This window comes from Bacillus sp. GW823-FHT06A11, assembly GCF_058795355.1.
Window position 1 is genome coordinate 1381203 of the sequence record NZ_JBXAHS010000001.1, and the last position, 15728, is coordinate 1396930.

17 protein-coding genes are annotated in these 15728 nt (G+C 36.1%); 1 reads left to right on the forward strand and 16 read right to left on the reverse strand.

The window, feature by feature from the left end; all coding sequences use genetic code 11:
- Positions 1–64: 64 nt before the first annotated feature.
- The 14 genes from glpK to AC1Q8L_RS06995 all read right to left on the reverse strand — a co-directional run bounded on the left by glpK (position 65) and on the right by AC1Q8L_RS06995 (position 12539).
- Positions 65–1555 (reverse strand): glycerol kinase GlpK, encoded by a 1491-nt coding sequence (gene glpK / locus AC1Q8L_RS06930; RefSeq protein WP_000760007.1) that lies wholly within the window; start codon positions 1553–1555, stop codon positions 65–67.
- Positions 1556–1568: 13 nt separating this feature from the next.
- On the reverse strand, positions 1569–2390 hold the full coding sequence (glpF, locus tag AC1Q8L_RS06935; RefSeq protein WP_001272200.1) for a glycerol uptake facilitator protein GlpF: 822 nt from the start codon (positions 2388–2390) through the stop codon (positions 1569–1571).
- A gap of 228 nt (positions 2391–2618) precedes the next feature.
- Positions 2619–3179 carry a glycerol uptake operon antiterminator GlpP gene (gene glpP, locus AC1Q8L_RS06940; RefSeq protein WP_000394286.1) on the reverse strand — a complete coding sequence of 187 codons (561 nt, stop codon included), beginning with the start codon at positions 3177–3179 and terminating at the stop codon, positions 2619–2621.
- Positions 3180–3276: 97 nt separating this feature from the next.
- Positions 3277–3726 (reverse strand): helix-turn-helix domain-containing protein, encoded by a 450-nt coding sequence (locus AC1Q8L_RS06945; protein ID WP_000577655.1) that lies wholly within the window; start codon positions 3724–3726, stop codon positions 3277–3279.
- A 263-nt stretch (positions 3727–3989) separates the two neighbouring features.
- Positions 3990–5186, reverse strand: a complete 1197-nt coding sequence (locus AC1Q8L_RS06950) for an oxalate decarboxylase family bicupin (RefSeq protein WP_086387069.1) — start codon at positions 5184–5186, stop codon at positions 3990–3992.
- 233 nt (positions 5187–5419) lie between these two features.
- Positions 5420–5569, reverse strand: a complete 150-nt coding sequence (locus AC1Q8L_RS06955) for a hypothetical protein (protein ID WP_000260576.1) — start codon at positions 5567–5569, stop codon at positions 5420–5422.
- Positions 5550–6215, reverse strand: a complete 666-nt coding sequence (locus AC1Q8L_RS06960) for a DUF7018 domain-containing (lipo)protein (RefSeq protein ID WP_072939785.1) — start codon at positions 6213–6215, stop codon at positions 5550–5552. Before AC1Q8L_RS06960 ends, AC1Q8L_RS06955 begins: the two co-directional genes overlap by 20 nt.
- 305 nt (positions 6216–6520) lie before the next feature.
- Positions 6521–7372 carry a DUF2935 domain-containing protein gene (locus tag AC1Q8L_RS06965; RefSeq protein WP_000554478.1) on the reverse strand — a complete coding sequence of 284 codons (852 nt, stop codon included), beginning with the start codon at positions 7370–7372 and terminating at the stop codon, positions 6521–6523.
- A gap of 215 nt (positions 7373–7587) precedes the next feature.
- Positions 7588–7788, reverse strand: a complete 201-nt coding sequence (locus tag AC1Q8L_RS06970; RefSeq protein WP_000449225.1) for a sporulation YhaL family protein — start codon at positions 7786–7788, stop codon at positions 7588–7590.
- Positions 7789–7865: 77 nt separating this feature from the next.
- On the reverse strand, positions 7866–8738 hold the full coding sequence (locus AC1Q8L_RS06975) for an alpha/beta fold hydrolase (protein WP_071713735.1): 873 nt from the start codon (positions 8736–8738) through the stop codon (positions 7866–7868).
- A 240-nt stretch (positions 8739–8978) separates the two neighbouring features.
- Positions 8979–9224: a Phr family secreted Rap phosphatase inhibitor gene (locus tag AC1Q8L_RS06980; RefSeq protein ID WP_000714518.1), complete on the reverse strand. Its 246-nt coding sequence runs from the start codon at positions 9222–9224 to the stop codon at positions 8979–8981.
- Positions 9224–10318: a response regulator aspartate phosphatase gene (locus AC1Q8L_RS06985; protein WP_000500591.1), complete on the reverse strand. Its 1095-nt coding sequence runs from the start codon at positions 10316–10318 to the stop codon at positions 9224–9226. The genes AC1Q8L_RS06980 and AC1Q8L_RS06985 overlap by 1 nt, the downstream gene beginning before the upstream one ends.
- Before the next feature lie 255 nt (positions 10319–10573).
- Entirely contained in the window at positions 10574–11551 is a 978-nt protein-coding gene (locus AC1Q8L_RS06990; RefSeq protein ID WP_001072581.1) for a ring-cleaving dioxygenase, read from the reverse strand.
- 43 nt (positions 11552–11594) lie between these two features.
- Positions 11595–12539: a ring-cleaving dioxygenase gene (locus tag AC1Q8L_RS06995; protein ID WP_000272974.1), complete on the reverse strand. Its 945-nt coding sequence runs from the start codon at positions 12537–12539 to the stop codon at positions 11595–11597.
- Between the two features lie 492 nt (positions 12540–13031).
- Between AC1Q8L_RS06995 and AC1Q8L_RS07000 the strand changes: the two genes are divergently transcribed.
- Positions 13032–13658: a LysE family translocator gene (locus tag AC1Q8L_RS07000; protein ID WP_000433006.1), complete on the forward strand. Its 627-nt coding sequence runs from the start codon at positions 13032–13034 to the stop codon at positions 13656–13658.
- A 460-nt stretch (positions 13659–14118) separates the two neighbouring features.
- Here the strand turns inward: AC1Q8L_RS07000 and AC1Q8L_RS07005 are convergent, their stop codons facing one another.
- Complete coding sequence (locus tag AC1Q8L_RS07005; RefSeq protein ID WP_001120260.1) at positions 14119–14451, reverse strand: DUF1904 family protein; 333 nt, start codon at positions 14449–14451, stop codon at positions 14119–14121.
- A gap of 302 nt (positions 14452–14753) precedes the next feature.
- Positions 14754–15698, reverse strand: a complete 945-nt coding sequence (yhaM, locus tag AC1Q8L_RS07010; RefSeq protein WP_000726652.1) for a 3'-5' exoribonuclease YhaM — start codon at positions 15696–15698, stop codon at positions 14754–14756.
- Positions 15699–15728 lie beyond the last annotated feature (30 nt).

Consider the following 15728-nt stretch of genomic DNA (forward strand, 5'->3'; position numbering starts at 1 on the left):
GTTGTGGTCTCTCCAAATCTCCTACCGAATTATTAACTTGTCACCATTATAACACTGTTTATGATTATTTGAAAGCTTTTGTTGCTTCAATTGCTTTTTTCCATCCAGCATATAGCTCTTCGCTTGTTTCCGCTTCCATCGTTGGTTCAAAGCGTTTGTCCATATGCCACTGTGATTTAATTTCATCTTGGTTTTTCCAATATCCAACCGCAAGACCAGCTAAGTATGCTGCACCTAAAGCTGTCGTTTCGTTGATCACTGGACGCTCTACAGGAACATCTAAAATATCACTTTGGAACTTCATTAAGAAGTTATTTTTAACCGCTCCGCCATCAACGCGTAATGTTTTCAGTTCAATACCTGAATCTGCTTCCATTGCGCATAATACATCTTTCGTTTGGTAAGCTAAAGATTCTAGCGTTGCACGAATGAAATGCTCTTTCGTCGTACCGCGTGTTACACCAAACATAGCGCCGCGTACTTCACTATCCCAATAAGGTGTTCCTAGTCCAACGAATGCTGGTACAACGTATACACCGTCAGTTGATTCAACGCGAGAGGCATATACTTCACTCTCACTTGCATCTTTAAACATGCGCATTCCGTCACGTAACCACTGAATCGCAGAACCTGCTACGAAAATACTTCCTTCTAATGCGTAGTTCACTTTACCATCTATTCCCCATGCAATTGTTGTTAATAGACCGTGCTCAGAAGCTACTGCTTTTTCACCTGTGTTCATTAACATAAAGCAACCAGTTCCGTAAGTGTTCTTCGCCATACCTTCACCGAAACAAGCTTGTCCAAATAAAGCTGCTTGTTGGTCACCAGCTACACCTGCAATCGGTACATTTTGACCGAAGAAGTGGTAATCAATTGTTTCTCCATATATTTCAGATGATGGACGTACTTCTGGAAGCATACTCTTTGGTACTGTTAACATGTCTAGAAGCTCATCATCCCACTGTAAGTCGTGAATGTTAAACATTAACGTACGTGATGCGTTTGAGTAATCTGTTACGTGTGCTTTACCACCAGATAGTTTCCATACAAGCCATGAATCAATTGTTCCGAATAATAGATCCCCGTTTTCTGCTTTCTCTCTTGCACCTTCAACGTTATCTAAAATCCACTTTACTTTCGTTCCAGAGAAGTATGCATCAATTAAAAGACCTGTTTTTTCGCGAACCATTTCGCTATAACCTTTTTCTTTTAACTCATCACAAATTTCAGCTGTTTGGCGAGATTGCCATACGATTGCGTTGTAAATTGGTTTACTAGTTGTTTTATCCCATACAACCGTTGTTTCACGTTGGTTCGTAATACCGATACCAGCGATTTGTTCTGGTTTTACATCTGCTTCGCTTAAGCAAGTTGCGATAACTGCTAAAATAGATCCCCAAATTTCTTGCGCATTATGCTCTACCCAGCCCGGCTTTGGAAAATGTTGTGTAAACTCTTTTTGAGCTGAATGAACAATTTCACCTTTTTTATTGAATAAAATTGCACGTGAGCTTGTTGTTCCTTGGTCTAATGAAAGAATATATTTTTTCATATCGGTTTCCCCCTTATGCTACTTTTCTACTATTTGTATTGCTTCCGCTTTTTTTACTTGTCATATAAGAGATTGCTAGTACAATCACAGTTGCGATAATCACATAAATAAGTGCTGAATTTTGTTTTCCTTCAAATACAACTTGATGGAATAAACCTGCAAGTGATCCACCTAAAATTGGACCTACTACTGGAATCCATGCATACTTCCAGTTTGAACCGCCTTTTCCTGCAATCGGAAGGAAGAAGTGTGCGATACGCGGACCTAAATCACGTGCTGGGTTAATTGCGTATCCTGTTGTCCCACCTAATGATAAACCAATACTTACAATTAAGAAACCTACGATAAATGGATTTAATCCATCTGCAAATTTATTTGCACCAATTGCTAATATACCAAATACTAAAACGAATGTTCCAATCATTTCACTTAAAAGGTTTGCAAATGTGTTCGGAATTGCTGGACCTGTTGCAAATACACCTAACTTTGTTCCTGGATCTTCTGTTTCTTTCCAGTGTGGTAAGTAATGTAAATATACGATAACTGCCCCGATAATTGCCCCAATCATTTGTGCTACGATATAACCTGGTACGTCACTCCATGGGAACGCTCCCTTAAATGCCAGTCCTATCGTTAAAGCTGGATTCAAATGTGCCCCACTAATTGATCCAACCGCATACGCTGCAACCGCTACTGCTAAGCCCCAGCCCATTGTAATAACAATCCAACCTGAATCTTTCGCAAACGATTTCTTTAAACTTACACCAGCACAAACGCCGCCACCAAGTACGATTAACAACGCAGTCCCTATTAACTCTCCTAAAAATGCTGACATAGTATCCCTCCACAATCAATTTAAACGCTTCCAAATGTGATAGAGGTAAAATGAATGGCCATTCGTTTTTGTCAAAAGAAAAAGACCCACAGCTTTGCACGCTTCTATATAAATTTATATAGAAACAATGAAATGTGGATCTCTTCTTTTCTCCGTCACGTTTATTAACTTGTCTATAATGTTAACCTCTTATGAAAGCGGTGTCAACAGAATCTTTTCACATTTTCGTCACTTTTTTTGGTAATGTTTCCATAGTTCGCGTTTTGACGTCGTAATCGCTGTCGCACCAGCGTTTAAAGCTCTTTCCACATCTTCTACAGTACGAATAAAACCACCTGCTAAAATCGGTACACCAGTACGCTCTTTCACTTCAGCGATAATATCCGTCATTGCTCCTGGAAGCACCTCAATATAATCCGGTTTCGTCTTATCTAAAAGATTGCAGCTCTTCTCCATCGCACTCGAATCGATTAAAAAGATGCGTTGTATTGCCACAACACCTTTTTGCTTCGCCTTCATAATAACGCTCGCCTTTGTCGAAAGTAACCCGTACGGTCTAAACTCCTGACATAAATATTCCGTCGCATGCCCATCACTCTGCAAGCCATGAATTAAATCCACATGTAAAAACACCTTTTTACAATATTGCTTCGCAAGTGATATAACACTCTTCAATTGGCCGACATGAATATCTAAAATAACGATGTATTCATACGAACTATGTAATAGCTTTTCCAAATCTTTAATTTGCCTCACTGCCGGCAAAATCTTCTGTTCATGAAATTCCATTCTCTATATCCCCTTCTTTATGTCATCCTATCCTTTATAGTACACAATTTAAGTGAAAAGAACAGCTAGTGTAGGGGATTTCTTTCAAATCTTTCCTCTATTTATATATTTTCTTCAACTTATCCGATCCCATACCACCTATAATCATGAATGCAAGGGGCAAAAGATTCATTACATATGGCGCATCTGCTACAATTGTAATACTTGCTCCTGCAAACTTATTTAGCATCCATACAACGATTTTTGCAATAAACAAAAATACTCCTATCATAAATAGACTATCAAAAAACACCTTCCATTTTGGATACGCCAATTGCTTACTATCTTCAATTACTTTCTGCGTCAATTCTTCATCACTCCTTAGCAGTTCATCAATTGTAATACCGAACAGATCACTTAAATGAATAATAATTTCAATGCTCGGATAGTTCTTTCCCGTCTCCCATTTCGAAACAGATTGCCTGCTCACATGAAGTTTTTCAGCCAAATCATTTTGCGACCAATTTCTTTTTTCCCTTTCTTCTTTTAAACGCTCACTAAAAATCATACTGTGTTTATCACCTCTCTATACCCATTATGTTCAAATAAATGATGAAGAGTAAAGCTAGTTATCGTTGCATTTCCTGCGCAACTTATGCGTTACAGCTTATAATGGCGCTCTTTTATATGTATCTCCCCTATACTATGCTCCAATAATAATTTCCCGAACAATAATACAAAGAACGGATACTAATAAAGACTAGATTAGGCATAAAAAATACGCCATCCCTTCTTATCAGTCTCCAGAAAGAATAACGCAAATTTTCATTTTTACTCATCATTTTTCGGACTATATGAAAACCCCGGATATTTCACAACAGGCCTCTTCTCCTTACGCAGGGAATCCATTACTTGCGGGCCAACATGTATATTACTCTCCACTATTTCTTTAGGAGTCAGTGCCATCCATTGATTTAACGATACATCTTCAAAACGATTACTTCTGAACATCTCTAAAAACCATAATGTTTCGGTACCTGTATTTTGAATATAATGCCCCGTCGCAAACGGTACATATCCGACATCGCCAGCTCTATAATCAAATGTACGAGCGGTACCATTTCCAAGAAACACAGTCATTCTCGCTTCCCCTGTCAAATAATATTGCCATTCATCATTATTCGGGTGCCAATGAAGTTCTCTCATTCCACCAGGCTCAACCTCAACGAGCGCTGCTGCGATTGTTTTGGAAATAGGGAAATTTGTAGAATCTACAATTCGAACGCTACCACCAGGCGTCTTAATCGGCTTTTGTTTTAACAATTCATGTTTAAATGTTAAAAGAACTTCTCCTTTCGGCGATTGAATTTCCTGACTTTCAAGCGAACCTGGCACCTCTCCTTGATAAATATAAACTTGATCTGAAGGGATAGAACGAAAAGCACTCTCAGGCACTCCGAAATTAGCCGACAACACTTCTTTTGGCGTATGCGCAAACCAATCGGAAATAGCTAAAGTAGATAAATCAGAAAAATGCCCATCATCGAAAACGAGTAGAAATTCACAATGTTCCAATCCTTGAATGGAATGCGGAATACCAGGCGGAAAATACCAAAGATCACCTGGTCCAACATCAGCAATAAAATTCCGTCCATTTTGATCAACAGCCGTTATGCGCGCCCGTCCTAAAAGCATATACGCCCATTCCGCTTCTTTATGCCAATGTAGTTCTCGTACTCCACCGGCCGTTAAACTCATATTTACTCCCGCAATCGTCGTCGAAACCGGTAGTTCCCGAGCAGTAATCTCCCGAGACCACCCGCCTTGTTTCAAAATCATAGAAGTGTCCGAAAATGAAAACTTCAAGTTAGGAACTAACCCTGCATCCGTTATAGGCGGAACAAGCATATTCGGATTTTGAATATCCCGCATAACATTACGAGGTCCAGAATCAATCGCACCTGCTCCGTCGCTGCGGATTGGTTGTGGCACATTCCCTCCCGCTTCATTAACAGTACGTTTCTTCATGATTACACTCCTTTTTCATCCGATTAGTAAGTAAAAAGCCTCCATCATAGTGTATGAATTGGGCTTTGGATGGTTACAGTTACTATGTAGTTACATTATCTTCCTATCATTATCGTTTTGTTCATTTCTCAACTTATACTAGTATGGACAGCGTCTGGAAAGATAATGAAGAAATTAAATTAAAACTAATAAAAAACCCTGTAAAATTTATTACAGAGTTTTTCACCAATTATTTATTGTTTTACATATCGAATACGAACATTATCGTCCATTTGATAAATTTGTAATGTGTTTCCATAACTAATTCCTAACTCTTCACTTGCACCAACTGCACTTACAAATACCCCTTTAAATACTTTATTTTTAGTTGGTTTTACTACCAATACTCTTCGCTGCTTCTTCAAACAGTTTTGAACCTTCTTGTGCTTTACTTACTGATTGATGCATTTTACTTTCGTCTTCTTGATCTAATGCATCAAATAGAAGTTGAAAACAATCCGCATATAGTTCCATCGACTGCTTTATCTTCGCCTGTTCTCCCTGTAACTCAGGAGGCGCTTGTAGATTCTTCAGTTTCGTTGCAGTTGCCTTTGCTCCACCTAAACTCAGTTGTACTTCACTTTTCTTTTGTTTGTATGATTTTACGTCTGAATCTGCTATTCCTTCAATTAATTTCATTGTATCTTCAATTTGAGTAGCACTATTTATGATATCTGCCTTGTACCTTTCAACATCTGAACCAGTTACCTTACCAGTTGAAGAACTAGAAGAAGTTGAATTATTTGAAGAAGAATTTGGTTGACTACTTGATGAACTACTGTTTGTACCTTCACCTTTCGCTACAGACAAGCTATCCTCTTTCTTGCCATCAGTTGACTTACTCTCTTTTTCAGAAGTCTTATTCTCTTTCTCTACCTTTTGCGTTTCTTCTTTCTTTGGTTCAGCTTTCTTACCATCAGTTTCAATTGTAATACAACCACTCAATAACATAACTGGTAATGCTAAACTTACTAATTTCTTTGCTTTCATGATTACTAATACCCCTTTATTTGTAAAATGTAGTGCAAACAAGTTAATATACTTAACTAATAAATTCCCCCCGAATAATTTATTAAAATCTACTATCCATAGATTTCCTGTATATTCATAATCTTTCAATATATATATATATATATATCGTTTTACAAAGAATTACATATTCGATCAAAGGGATTTATGTAGTCTTTAAAAGGAAATTTACTAAACGAAAAGAAAATTTTAACAACAATGAAAAGAAGCTAACAATAAATTGTTAACTTCTCAACCGAAAGTAAAATACTATCTTTCCTTATCTTCTAATATCTAGGTTGTGATTGAATATTTGTAAGATGAACATCAAACATATCAATGATTTCAAGAAATCTATCAGCTTCACGGAAAACATGGTCTGCTAATAAGGGATGAATGATACTCTTTATTTTACATTGCTCAATTAAATCACGTGCTGTTTTCTTAAAATCCCGAAGAGATGCAACCGACACACGATTTTGATCTAAAAATTGATCTAAAAGAGGGGCTGTTTGGGATTGTGGTTTCATAGATTCTAAGTCAATTGCTTGATACATCAATTCATCAAAATCATTGCTAAAATTCCGCGCTGTATCTACAAGCTTTCTTTCCGATGGATCAAGAAGATGGCCAATAAATTTAGCATGGTCTGCCATAATCCGTAAAAAGAAAACATTTTCTTTAATAATAGCATCAGGAAGCGCATCTAATTTACCTTCATTTAATTGTATTAAACGTTTTCTAAAATAATCAGCTTCCCTACTTGTATGGTCAACTAAAAGTGGAAAGTTATTTTGTCCTGGCAATTTACATGTGAGAATTAATCCTAAAATTTTTCTTTTAAATCCCCAAATATTAGTTGCGGCTTGTTGTACTTCTGCATTAAATCTTTTTATTTGCTCAGGATCTGTTTCATTTGTATAGGAATGCGCTATTTGTTCAATATGTTCAAACAATCGATAAAATTGATTCGCCTCTTCGATTAGTTGAGTATCCTCGCACCTAAATCCTAAACGAAGAAAAAAAGAATGCTCCTTCATGATTCTAGACCAAAAACGAATTTCATTTAATGAACGCTCAACAAACATTACAGATGTAACACCTGTATCCGGATGTAATGAAGTTTCATCCCTATGCATTGTTAATCCCCCCCAGTAAAATCCCCACTAGTTCCATTCTTATGAGTAAAAAAATATATAAATACCATCAATAAAAGTTTATGATGACTCTCTTATACATGTAAAATTAAACTAATATAACCTTAGCTTGATGAACATATACTGCTCCCGCAGAAGAAAAAAAGCTACCACCGAGATGTAAAATCCTACTAGGTGGTAACCTTTCAAAATTTCTATTAAAGCAATACCGAATCTTTATCACTTTCCTGATTACGTTTCTCACGCTCTTCTTCTAAACGCTTCATATATACTTCGCCTTCTTTTTCAATAAACTCATTATCCATATCTTGCTCTTTTTTCGAAGTATATAAAACCATGTAGCCACTTAGTACAATCCCGACAATTACAAGATACACCCACCATGGTAAAGTTTCCAAATCACTTCATTCCTTTCCTTAGACAAGCCTTATTAGTTTCACTCTATGAGGAAAGAAGTGGATTTATACCTAAAATTTTATTGTGGATGCTTCGCGAAAAATGCTTGTACATATTCCATAAACTCAATTGGTTCCTGACGAAACGGTGCGTGGTATCCTTTTTCAATAATATGAAACGTACTATTTGCAAATAGCCCATGATACAGTTCACCATTTTTCCAAGAAACGCTCTTATCGTGTCGTCCCCATATAATTAAAGTCGGCACCTTAATCTTATCGGCTTCCATCGCGATGCGGCGCTCTCTCATTTTCGTAAGCTGATCATAATGCTCTTTATCATCACGACTATTTTTCACTTCATTTTTATTATACTTCGTAATCTCGGTTACAGTTTGTAAGTCCGTCGATAGCGGTGGTACTTCATAACTTTCTTTTTGCTGGAAAGACTCTATCCCTGTAGCATCCGCCAAGATGAGATGCGTTACTGCATCCGGATATAAATACGCTAAATTGAGGGACATCTCTCCGCCCATCGAATGGCCAAGCACCGCAAACTGATCGTATCCGAGCTTCTTCATTAACTTATAATATAAATTCACTTGCGCAGGAAACGAATACTGAAAATCAACTGGCTTAGAAGAACGCCCAAACCCTAAAATATCAACCGCAATAATCGTATGGTCTCGCGCTAGTTCCGGATAAATATCACTAAACCCATCAGAAGAACCACCAAACCCATGCAACATGAGTAACGGCGGTTTTCCCTCACCAATTTGCTTAAAATAAATCGTCTGCCCATCAATTTGCGCCATACTCTCTTTCGTATTCAGCTTCATCATAACAGTATCTTTCACTTCTTCAACCTTCGCAATCGGCTTATCAACGAAGTTACATACGATAAGCACAACAAGCACAATACCGCTAATCAAATAAAACTTAAACCGTTTCAAAGTTCCCGTCTCCTTCCTCTTGTTGTTATTTAAAGTTTTTACATTTTTTGGTTATTTTATGTTCTCTTTTTAATTGTAACTAAAACAGTTACAATTATACTAAAAAAATATAACTCATTTCTGTTACTAATGGTTATTCTGTAACCATTATAGTTACATATTTAAAGTAAGTCAATTCTTTTCTCTACATGACCTGAAAATAGAAAAAGGGACTTCATGTTGAAGTCCCTTTCTTTGTTATTATAGTTGGCTTACTCCGCCGTCGCCTCTATTATCTGCTGGTGCTCCTCCTGTGTCTCCAATGTTAACGTAGTCTGGTCTTGCTGGTGCCCCTCCTGTGTCTCCTATATTAACGTAGTCTGGTCTTGCTGGTGCTCCTCCTGTGTCTCCTATATTTACAGCTTGATTTGTAAAAGAACTATTGAACCCAATTGATAATACCCCTACTAATGCAGTCCCAACAATAGCCAAACGAAATTTCTTCATTATTTTAACGCTCCCTTTTCCAATATATTTTTTTGAGCCTTATTATTCATATAAAAATATTTACTTGCCTTAACATGATCATCAAATTCATAAAATTTCAGTGCTAAAATTTCAGTGTATTCTTGAATACAATCCCATAATCTTTCTCTCTCAAAATAAGAAAGTCCTTCTAAAATTACATCTTCAATAATTGATACTGAAGATTTTCCATTGAGTTCTTTCAAAATTTTAAACCGATGTTGAAATTCTTTTTCTCCTAAATCAACACAAATATTTAAACCTTTTTCAACAATTGGATTCGCTAAATTATATTGTCCTAATTTGTAATGTTCATGTGCTTCTACAAACAAGGCTTTAAAGTGTTCTGGGTAATTTTTGGTCACCTCAGATATATGACGAATCGCTAATTCTGAAAGATTTTGACTAGCATAAAGCCAAGCTAAATTATGCCGAACCATTAGCATATATTTTTTTTGATCTGCTTTTTGCAATACTTCCATAGCAGAATTAAAGTTTTCTTCCGCTAATTCATAGTGATCTATGTCTACACAACATAGTCCAAAAGCATTTTCACATAATCCTACTTTTATTTCATAGCCTGGATATTGTAAAAATGCTGCTTTTGCCCTATTCAAGTAATCTATTGCATGAACTTGGTCATATTTTTGATAATAGAAATTCCCCATCCGATAATTAAACTCCGCATGTTCTATCGGATCGGCAATATATTTCAATAACTTCTCAGCTTGCTCATACTGTTCTTTCGCTTCATTATAATTTGAAATTAATGTGCAATGAAACCCTTTAAAAAAGTGATAGTAATAAGCTAGAACACCTTCTGTTGGAATTTCGAAAGATTCCACTTTATCAAAACTATCTTCTCTAACTGAAATCCAATCAACTAATGCATCATATCTAAAATTCAACAACGCATGATAAAGCAATACATCCTGATCCACGTCCAACCCACTAATCTTACTTTCAATCTCCTCTTTCATTTCCGTGGCCTTCTCTATGTTTTGCTGTAACATTACACGATACCAATCATCTAAAGAATGTTTCATTTGCTCCCGCGTTACTACATCTGCTCCCATACACTCGCATCTCCTTTTCTCAAACTTACAAAATTAGTATTTTTATACAATTATCAAAATTGTATATTACCACTCCTTTTCTATGCATTGAAAAATAATTATCAGAAAATTTAATATTTTGATTAATTATACCAAAGTTTTCCTTTTTAACAACTTGAGAAACAATTGTCAGAAAACTTACTAGGATAAATAAAAAAGCAAGCAGTTCCAGCACTCCGCTAAAACTACTTGCTCTCCTACTTACTATCTCTATTTTTACTCTTTAATAAATTCCTTCGTACTTCTCACTGTATCAATTGGACGAACTAATTTTTCAATTTCTTCACGTTTTGGCTCTAGGAATGGAGGTAAAGATAATTTTTCACCAAGTGTTTCGTATGGCTCATCTCCCATAAATCCTGGGCCATCTGTTGCGAATTCAAATAAAATTTGTGGTGCAACTCTTGCATATAATGATTCGAAGAAGTGACGGTTTACATATCCAGATGAAGGAAGTCCTACGCTACTGATTCTCTCAATCCATTCTTCTAATACAGCGCGATCTTCTACGCGGAATGCCGCATGGTGCACTGTACCAAAACCTTGTTGTGCTTCAGGAAGAACTGTATTATGTTCTACAATAACAGATGCACCGTTTCCGCCTTTGTTCACTTCAAATAAATAGAATTCCCCTTCTTGCGCAACCTCTTTAAATAATAGAACTTTTTCTAACACTTCTTTGAAGAAGCTAAAGTTTGCAATACGGATAAATACAGGTCCTAAACCAGTGATTGCATATTCTAATGGTACTGGCCCGTTTTGCCACGGTGTACCTGATTCGATTCCTTTATCAAGTTCATCTGAGATTAATTGATATTGTTGGTCATCAAAGTCAACGAAAGAAAGAGTTTTCTTACCAAATTGCTCTTTAATTCCTGTATGTTCTACTTCAAGACGGTCAAAGCGTTTCACCCAATACTCTAATGCTGCATCAGTCGGAACACGGAATGAAGTTTTTGAAATTTCATTTGTACCGTGTACACCTTTCGGAACACCTGGGAAATCAAAGAATGTCATATCTGTTCCTGCACTACCTTTATCATCTGCAAAGAATAAATGGTACGTTTGAATATCATCTTGGTTTACTGTTTTCTTAACTAAACGCATTCCTAAAACGTGAGTGAAAAACTCATAGTTCTTTTCTGCACTACTTGTAATCGCTGTAACGTGGTGAATTCCTTTTAATTGGTTCATTTTATATTCCTCCAATGTTTTTTAATTTATATTTTCTCTCCTATTACTTCTCTTCAATAGGTGCTAAATTCGCTTCAATCTCTGCACGCTGATCTTCTAAGAACGGTGGTAAATCAAGTTTTTCTCCTAAATGTTCCACATCTCCATCAACTGTAAATCCTGGTCCATCTGTCGCAATTTCAAAAAGGATTCCGTTTGATTCACGGAAATATAAGCTTTTAAAGTAGAAACGGTCGATGATTCCTGAAGAATGGAAGCCTCTTTGTTTCACCTGTTCTTCCCAATAAGCAAGCTCTGCATCGTTTTTCACGCGAATTGCTAAATGGTGAATGCTCCCTCGGCCCGGTTTTTCAGTAGGACCATCTAAATATTTCACAACGATTTCTCCAAAAGCCTCTCCTTTAATGGACTGGAAAATTGCTTCTTGATCATTTCGGCTAACCTCTGTATAACCAAACATCTCTGTAAGTGTACTCGACATTTTATCAAGTCTACGAACTGTCATTTCCACAGAACCCATTCCTTGAATTTGATGCTCTGCAGGAACTTCTGATTTCTCCCAAGTTTCCCAGTGCTCTACTTTTTCTCCGTTTGAAACGAGTAATACTAAGCGAAGACCTTCAGCATCCTCAAATTGCAAAGCAGGACGATTTGCATATGTTGTTATTTCACTATGTTTCACATCAAATTTCTCAAATCGTTCTTTCCAGTAATGTAAGCTATCCTCTGAAGGAACGAGCAATCCAATTCGAGTAATTGCATTTGTACCACGATATGTTCTTCCTACTAAAGGAATTTCAAAAAATGATAATTCCGTACCTGGACTTCCTGTTTTATCCCCATAAAATAGGTGGTACATTGACGGATCATCTTGGTTTACTGTCATTTTCACACGACGTAAGCCAAGCACGTTTTTATAAAAGTGATTATTTTCATTTGCATTTTTCGTAACCATTGAAATGTGATGATGCCCTTTAATTTCATACATTGGTTATTCCTCCGTTTCGTTTTACTAGTCAAGTGATAACTAAAAAAATAACATTTCCCACAACTAATATGGTTTTTAGCTTTTCAATTTATTCTTAATTATGTTTTTGTAAATTCATCTTAGTTTTTACTGTATAAGTTACTTTGTTTTTTAATCGAAAACAACTGAGTGTATGTTTTTCATATGACTCAATCGCTTTCGTTACTATCACTTTACACCTCAAGTGATTGAAAAGCAAGAGAAAAATCTCGAATTCGAGATTTTTTTTGTTAAATAACATTTAGGGTGTAAAATCTGATTATTTACGTAATTGACATTCTATTAAAACGCTCATTTACAGAAGAACATTATTCAAGTGAAGCCCTCTATAATTCAATTACAACTCCTTGAAAGTTTATGATACTATCCTGATCACACTTTTTATATTTAATGTTTTAAGGAAAAAAGCTATACTATAAGCGAAACTAAAAATCAGAAAGGAAATACCAGAACATGGAAAATTATATGCTATTTATCCTTACAGCACTCCTTATTATAATGATGCCTGGTCCCGGTTTTGCTTTAGTTACAAAAAACACTATCTCTCATGGTAGAAATGGTGGGATAAAGACCGTCTTAGGAACGGTATCTGGAATGATGATTCATACAATAATGGCTACACTAGGACTCTCTGCTATCTTAATGAAATTTGCTATGCTATTTACATTAATAAAATATGCTGGGGCATTTTATTTAATTTATTTAGCTGTAAAGTCAATTAAAAGTGCCTTTTCTAAAAAAGAAGATATGTCAGGTTCAGTGGAAATAAACTCTAAGGATATTGGAACGGTTAAAAGTTTTAGACAAGGATTTACCACGGCAATCTTAAACCCAAAAACGGCTGTATTTTTCCTTAGTTTTCTACCCCAATTTATTGTGAGTAATCAAAGTCATTTCTTCCAATTTCTTTTGTTGGGATTCACATTTACGACTTTGACAGCAATATGGTATTTACTTTATATCTCTCTAATACGTCAATTAAGAACTTTTTTAAGAAAAGAAAAGGTGAACCGTACAATAGAGGGTATTACTGGCACAGTATTATTAGTATTTGGAGTTAGGCTATTTTTCCAAAAATAAATATGTAATAGAGAGAGTTTAAAACTTTCGGTTTTTCCAATAAATGAATCAATATAAAAAGTATGGCTTTCAAACAGTAAAAAAGTGAACAAACGGGTGTGTTTGTGGAATAAGCTTCAATAAAATAACCAAACTTTTTATAAAGAAGTGAATCGATTATATTAAAATTGATATAAAGGCGTTATCCTTTCCTATGATTTCTCAGAAAGAATAACGCCTTTTTCTTTTTAGAGGATATTTTGTCTAGTTAGCTTGATAGCGATGTGGTTCTATCCCTTATAAAGTGAAACTTTAATCAGTGGGGGTTTTGTTCATCCCCCACTGATTATTAGTTGAACCAATCGGGCTTTTACGGACAGTTGATCCCCCACCTAACTTCTTTGCTTCCGCTGAATTTTGAGGTGGGGGTCTTACTGCCCGTTAATGCGGGATAAATGTTACAAAAACATTTATAATAGCTCTAACTTGCACAATGCTTCCCGTTAATATAATACGCTGATTCTGTGAAAACCGTAAATACAACCTCTACTTCTGGAAGTCCAAAATCCATTACATATGTAGTAATGGCCTTGGCAAATCGATTACGAATTTCCTGTCCACGCTCGAACCATTTCACTTCAATAAGAGGAAACGCTTCTATTTCTTCTCCATTGAATACATACGTAGAACTTGGTAGTTCCAACGTAAAATTATCCGTACCACACTCACAAATCTCTGCGAGCTCTTCTACTAATGGCTTGCTTATGTGTTTTAATTGTTCAGTAGTAATTCCACGAAACACAATATGCGGCATGTAAATCCCTCCTTTAGATAGTTTTATATTTTGCCCACATCATAGCACAATTCTCCCACCTTTTAACAAAAATAGATGCTAAACAAGTTTCAACTCTTATTTTTAGGCCTGTTATACAGGCTGAAGCGATTCTAAGTATCTGCCATATTAAAGTTGATATGCTCCCATTCTAGTGGTGAGATATGTTTTAATCGTTCTTCGTTAACCCCATGCGTACTTCTTAACTATTTCATTTAATTTTTAATAAAGAAAACAGCCTCACTAAGCTTTTAAAACTTAATAAGGCCACTTTATTCACACTATTAATTATGGAACGTCGGTTTATAGAACGAACGATTATCAAGTGCGAAGACACGCTCTGTGTATTCGCCTGGTTTTGTGCGTCCTAATGCGCGGTCCATCATGTTCATTTTTGCATCTAAGTTATCGATGTAATGCAGAATTTCTGCTTCTTTTACTAATGGTGGTTTTGGGCTACCCCATTCCGCTTTTCCGTGATGAGAAAGGACGATGTGTTGAAGAATTAATACTTCTTCTGCATCGATTTGCAATTCGTCTGCTGCTTTACCGATTTCGTTCACCATGATAGAAATGTGGCCTAGTAAATTTCCTTCTAACGTATACGTTGTAGAAATCGGGCCAGATAGTTCAATTACTTTACCAAGGTCATGTAAAATAACGCCTGCATATAGTAAGTCTTTATCTAATGATGGGTATAGATTTGAAATAGCTTTCGCTAAATCTAGCATCGATACGACGTGATAAGCTAGTCCAGATACGAACTCGTGATGGTTCTTTGTCGCTGCTGGATATTCTAAAAATTCGTTTTGATGCTTATTTAACAAATGTCTTGTTAGACGTTGAATGTTCGGATTTCTCATTTCAAATATGTATTGTGTAATTTTCTCAACCATATCTTCTTTTTTCACTGGTGCTTTTTCTACGAAATCCGAGATGTCTGTTACTTCATTTTCATTCGCAACACGGATTTGTTTCACACGTAATTGAATACGTCCTTTGTAGTTTAAAATATCACCAGCTACTTTAACGATTGTTTCTGCTACATATTGTTTCTCAACTTCTGGTGATACGTCCCATAGCTTCGCTTCAATATCTCCACTTGGATCTTGTAAGATTACTGTTAAAAATGGCTTTCCATTACTTGCTAGACCTTTTGTCGCTGTTTTAATTAACAAGAAAACATCGACTTGTTCACCAACTTCATATTCTGCAATTTTCTTTTTCATTCGAATTCCTCCACCAAATCAGTTACTTTT

Bases quoted from the DNA above. Each gene is read 5' to 3' on its own strand.
- glpK (WP_000760007.1), bottom strand. From the start codon at position 1,555: ATGAAAAAATATATTCTTTCATTAGACCAAGGAACAACAAGCTCACGT.
- glpF (WP_001272200.1), bottom strand. From the start codon at position 2,390: ATGTCAGCATTTTTAGGAGAGTTAATAGGGACTGCGTTGTTAATCGTA.
- glpP (WP_000394286.1), bottom strand. From the start codon at position 3,179: ATGGAATTTCATGAACAGAAGATTTTGCCGGCAGTGAGGCAAATTAAA.
- AC1Q8L_RS06945 (WP_000577655.1), bottom strand. From the start codon at position 3,726: ATGATTTTTAGTGAGCGTTTAAAAGAAGAAAGGGAAAAAAGAAATTGG.
- AC1Q8L_RS06950 (WP_086387069.1), bottom strand. From the start codon at position 5,186: ATGAAGAAACGTACTGTTAATGAAGCGGGAGGGAATGTGCCACAACCA.
- AC1Q8L_RS06960 (WP_072939785.1), bottom strand. From the start codon at position 6,215: ATGAAAGCAAAGAAATTAGTAAGTTTAGCATTACCAGTTATGTTATTG.
- AC1Q8L_RS06965 (WP_000554478.1), bottom strand. From the start codon at position 7,372: ATGCATAGGGATGAAACTTCATTACATCCGGATACAGGTGTTACATCT.
- AC1Q8L_RS06980 (WP_000714518.1), bottom strand. From the start codon at position 9,224: ATGAAGAAATTTCGTTTGGCTATTGTTGGGACTGCATTAGTAGGGGTA.
- AC1Q8L_RS06985 (WP_000500591.1), bottom strand. From the start codon at position 10,318: ATGGGAGCAGATGTAGTAACGCGGGAGCAAATGAAACATTCTTTAGAT.
- AC1Q8L_RS06990 (WP_001072581.1), bottom strand. From the start codon at position 11,551: ATGAACCAATTAAAAGGAATTCACCACGTTACAGCGATTACAAGTAGT.
- AC1Q8L_RS06995 (WP_000272974.1), bottom strand. From the start codon at position 12,539: ATGTATGAAATTAAAGGGCATCATCACATTTCAATGGTTACGAAAAAT.
- AC1Q8L_RS07000 (WP_000433006.1), top strand. From the start codon at position 13,032: ATGGAAAATTATATGCTATTTATCCTTACAGCACTCCTTATTATAATG.
- AC1Q8L_RS07005 (WP_001120260.1), bottom strand. From the start codon at position 14,451: ATGCCGCATATTGTGTTTCGTGGAATTACTACTGAACAATTAAAACAC.
- yhaM (WP_000726652.1), bottom strand. From the start codon at position 15,698: ATGAAAAAGAAAATTGCAGAATATGAAGTTGGTGAACAAGTCGATGTT.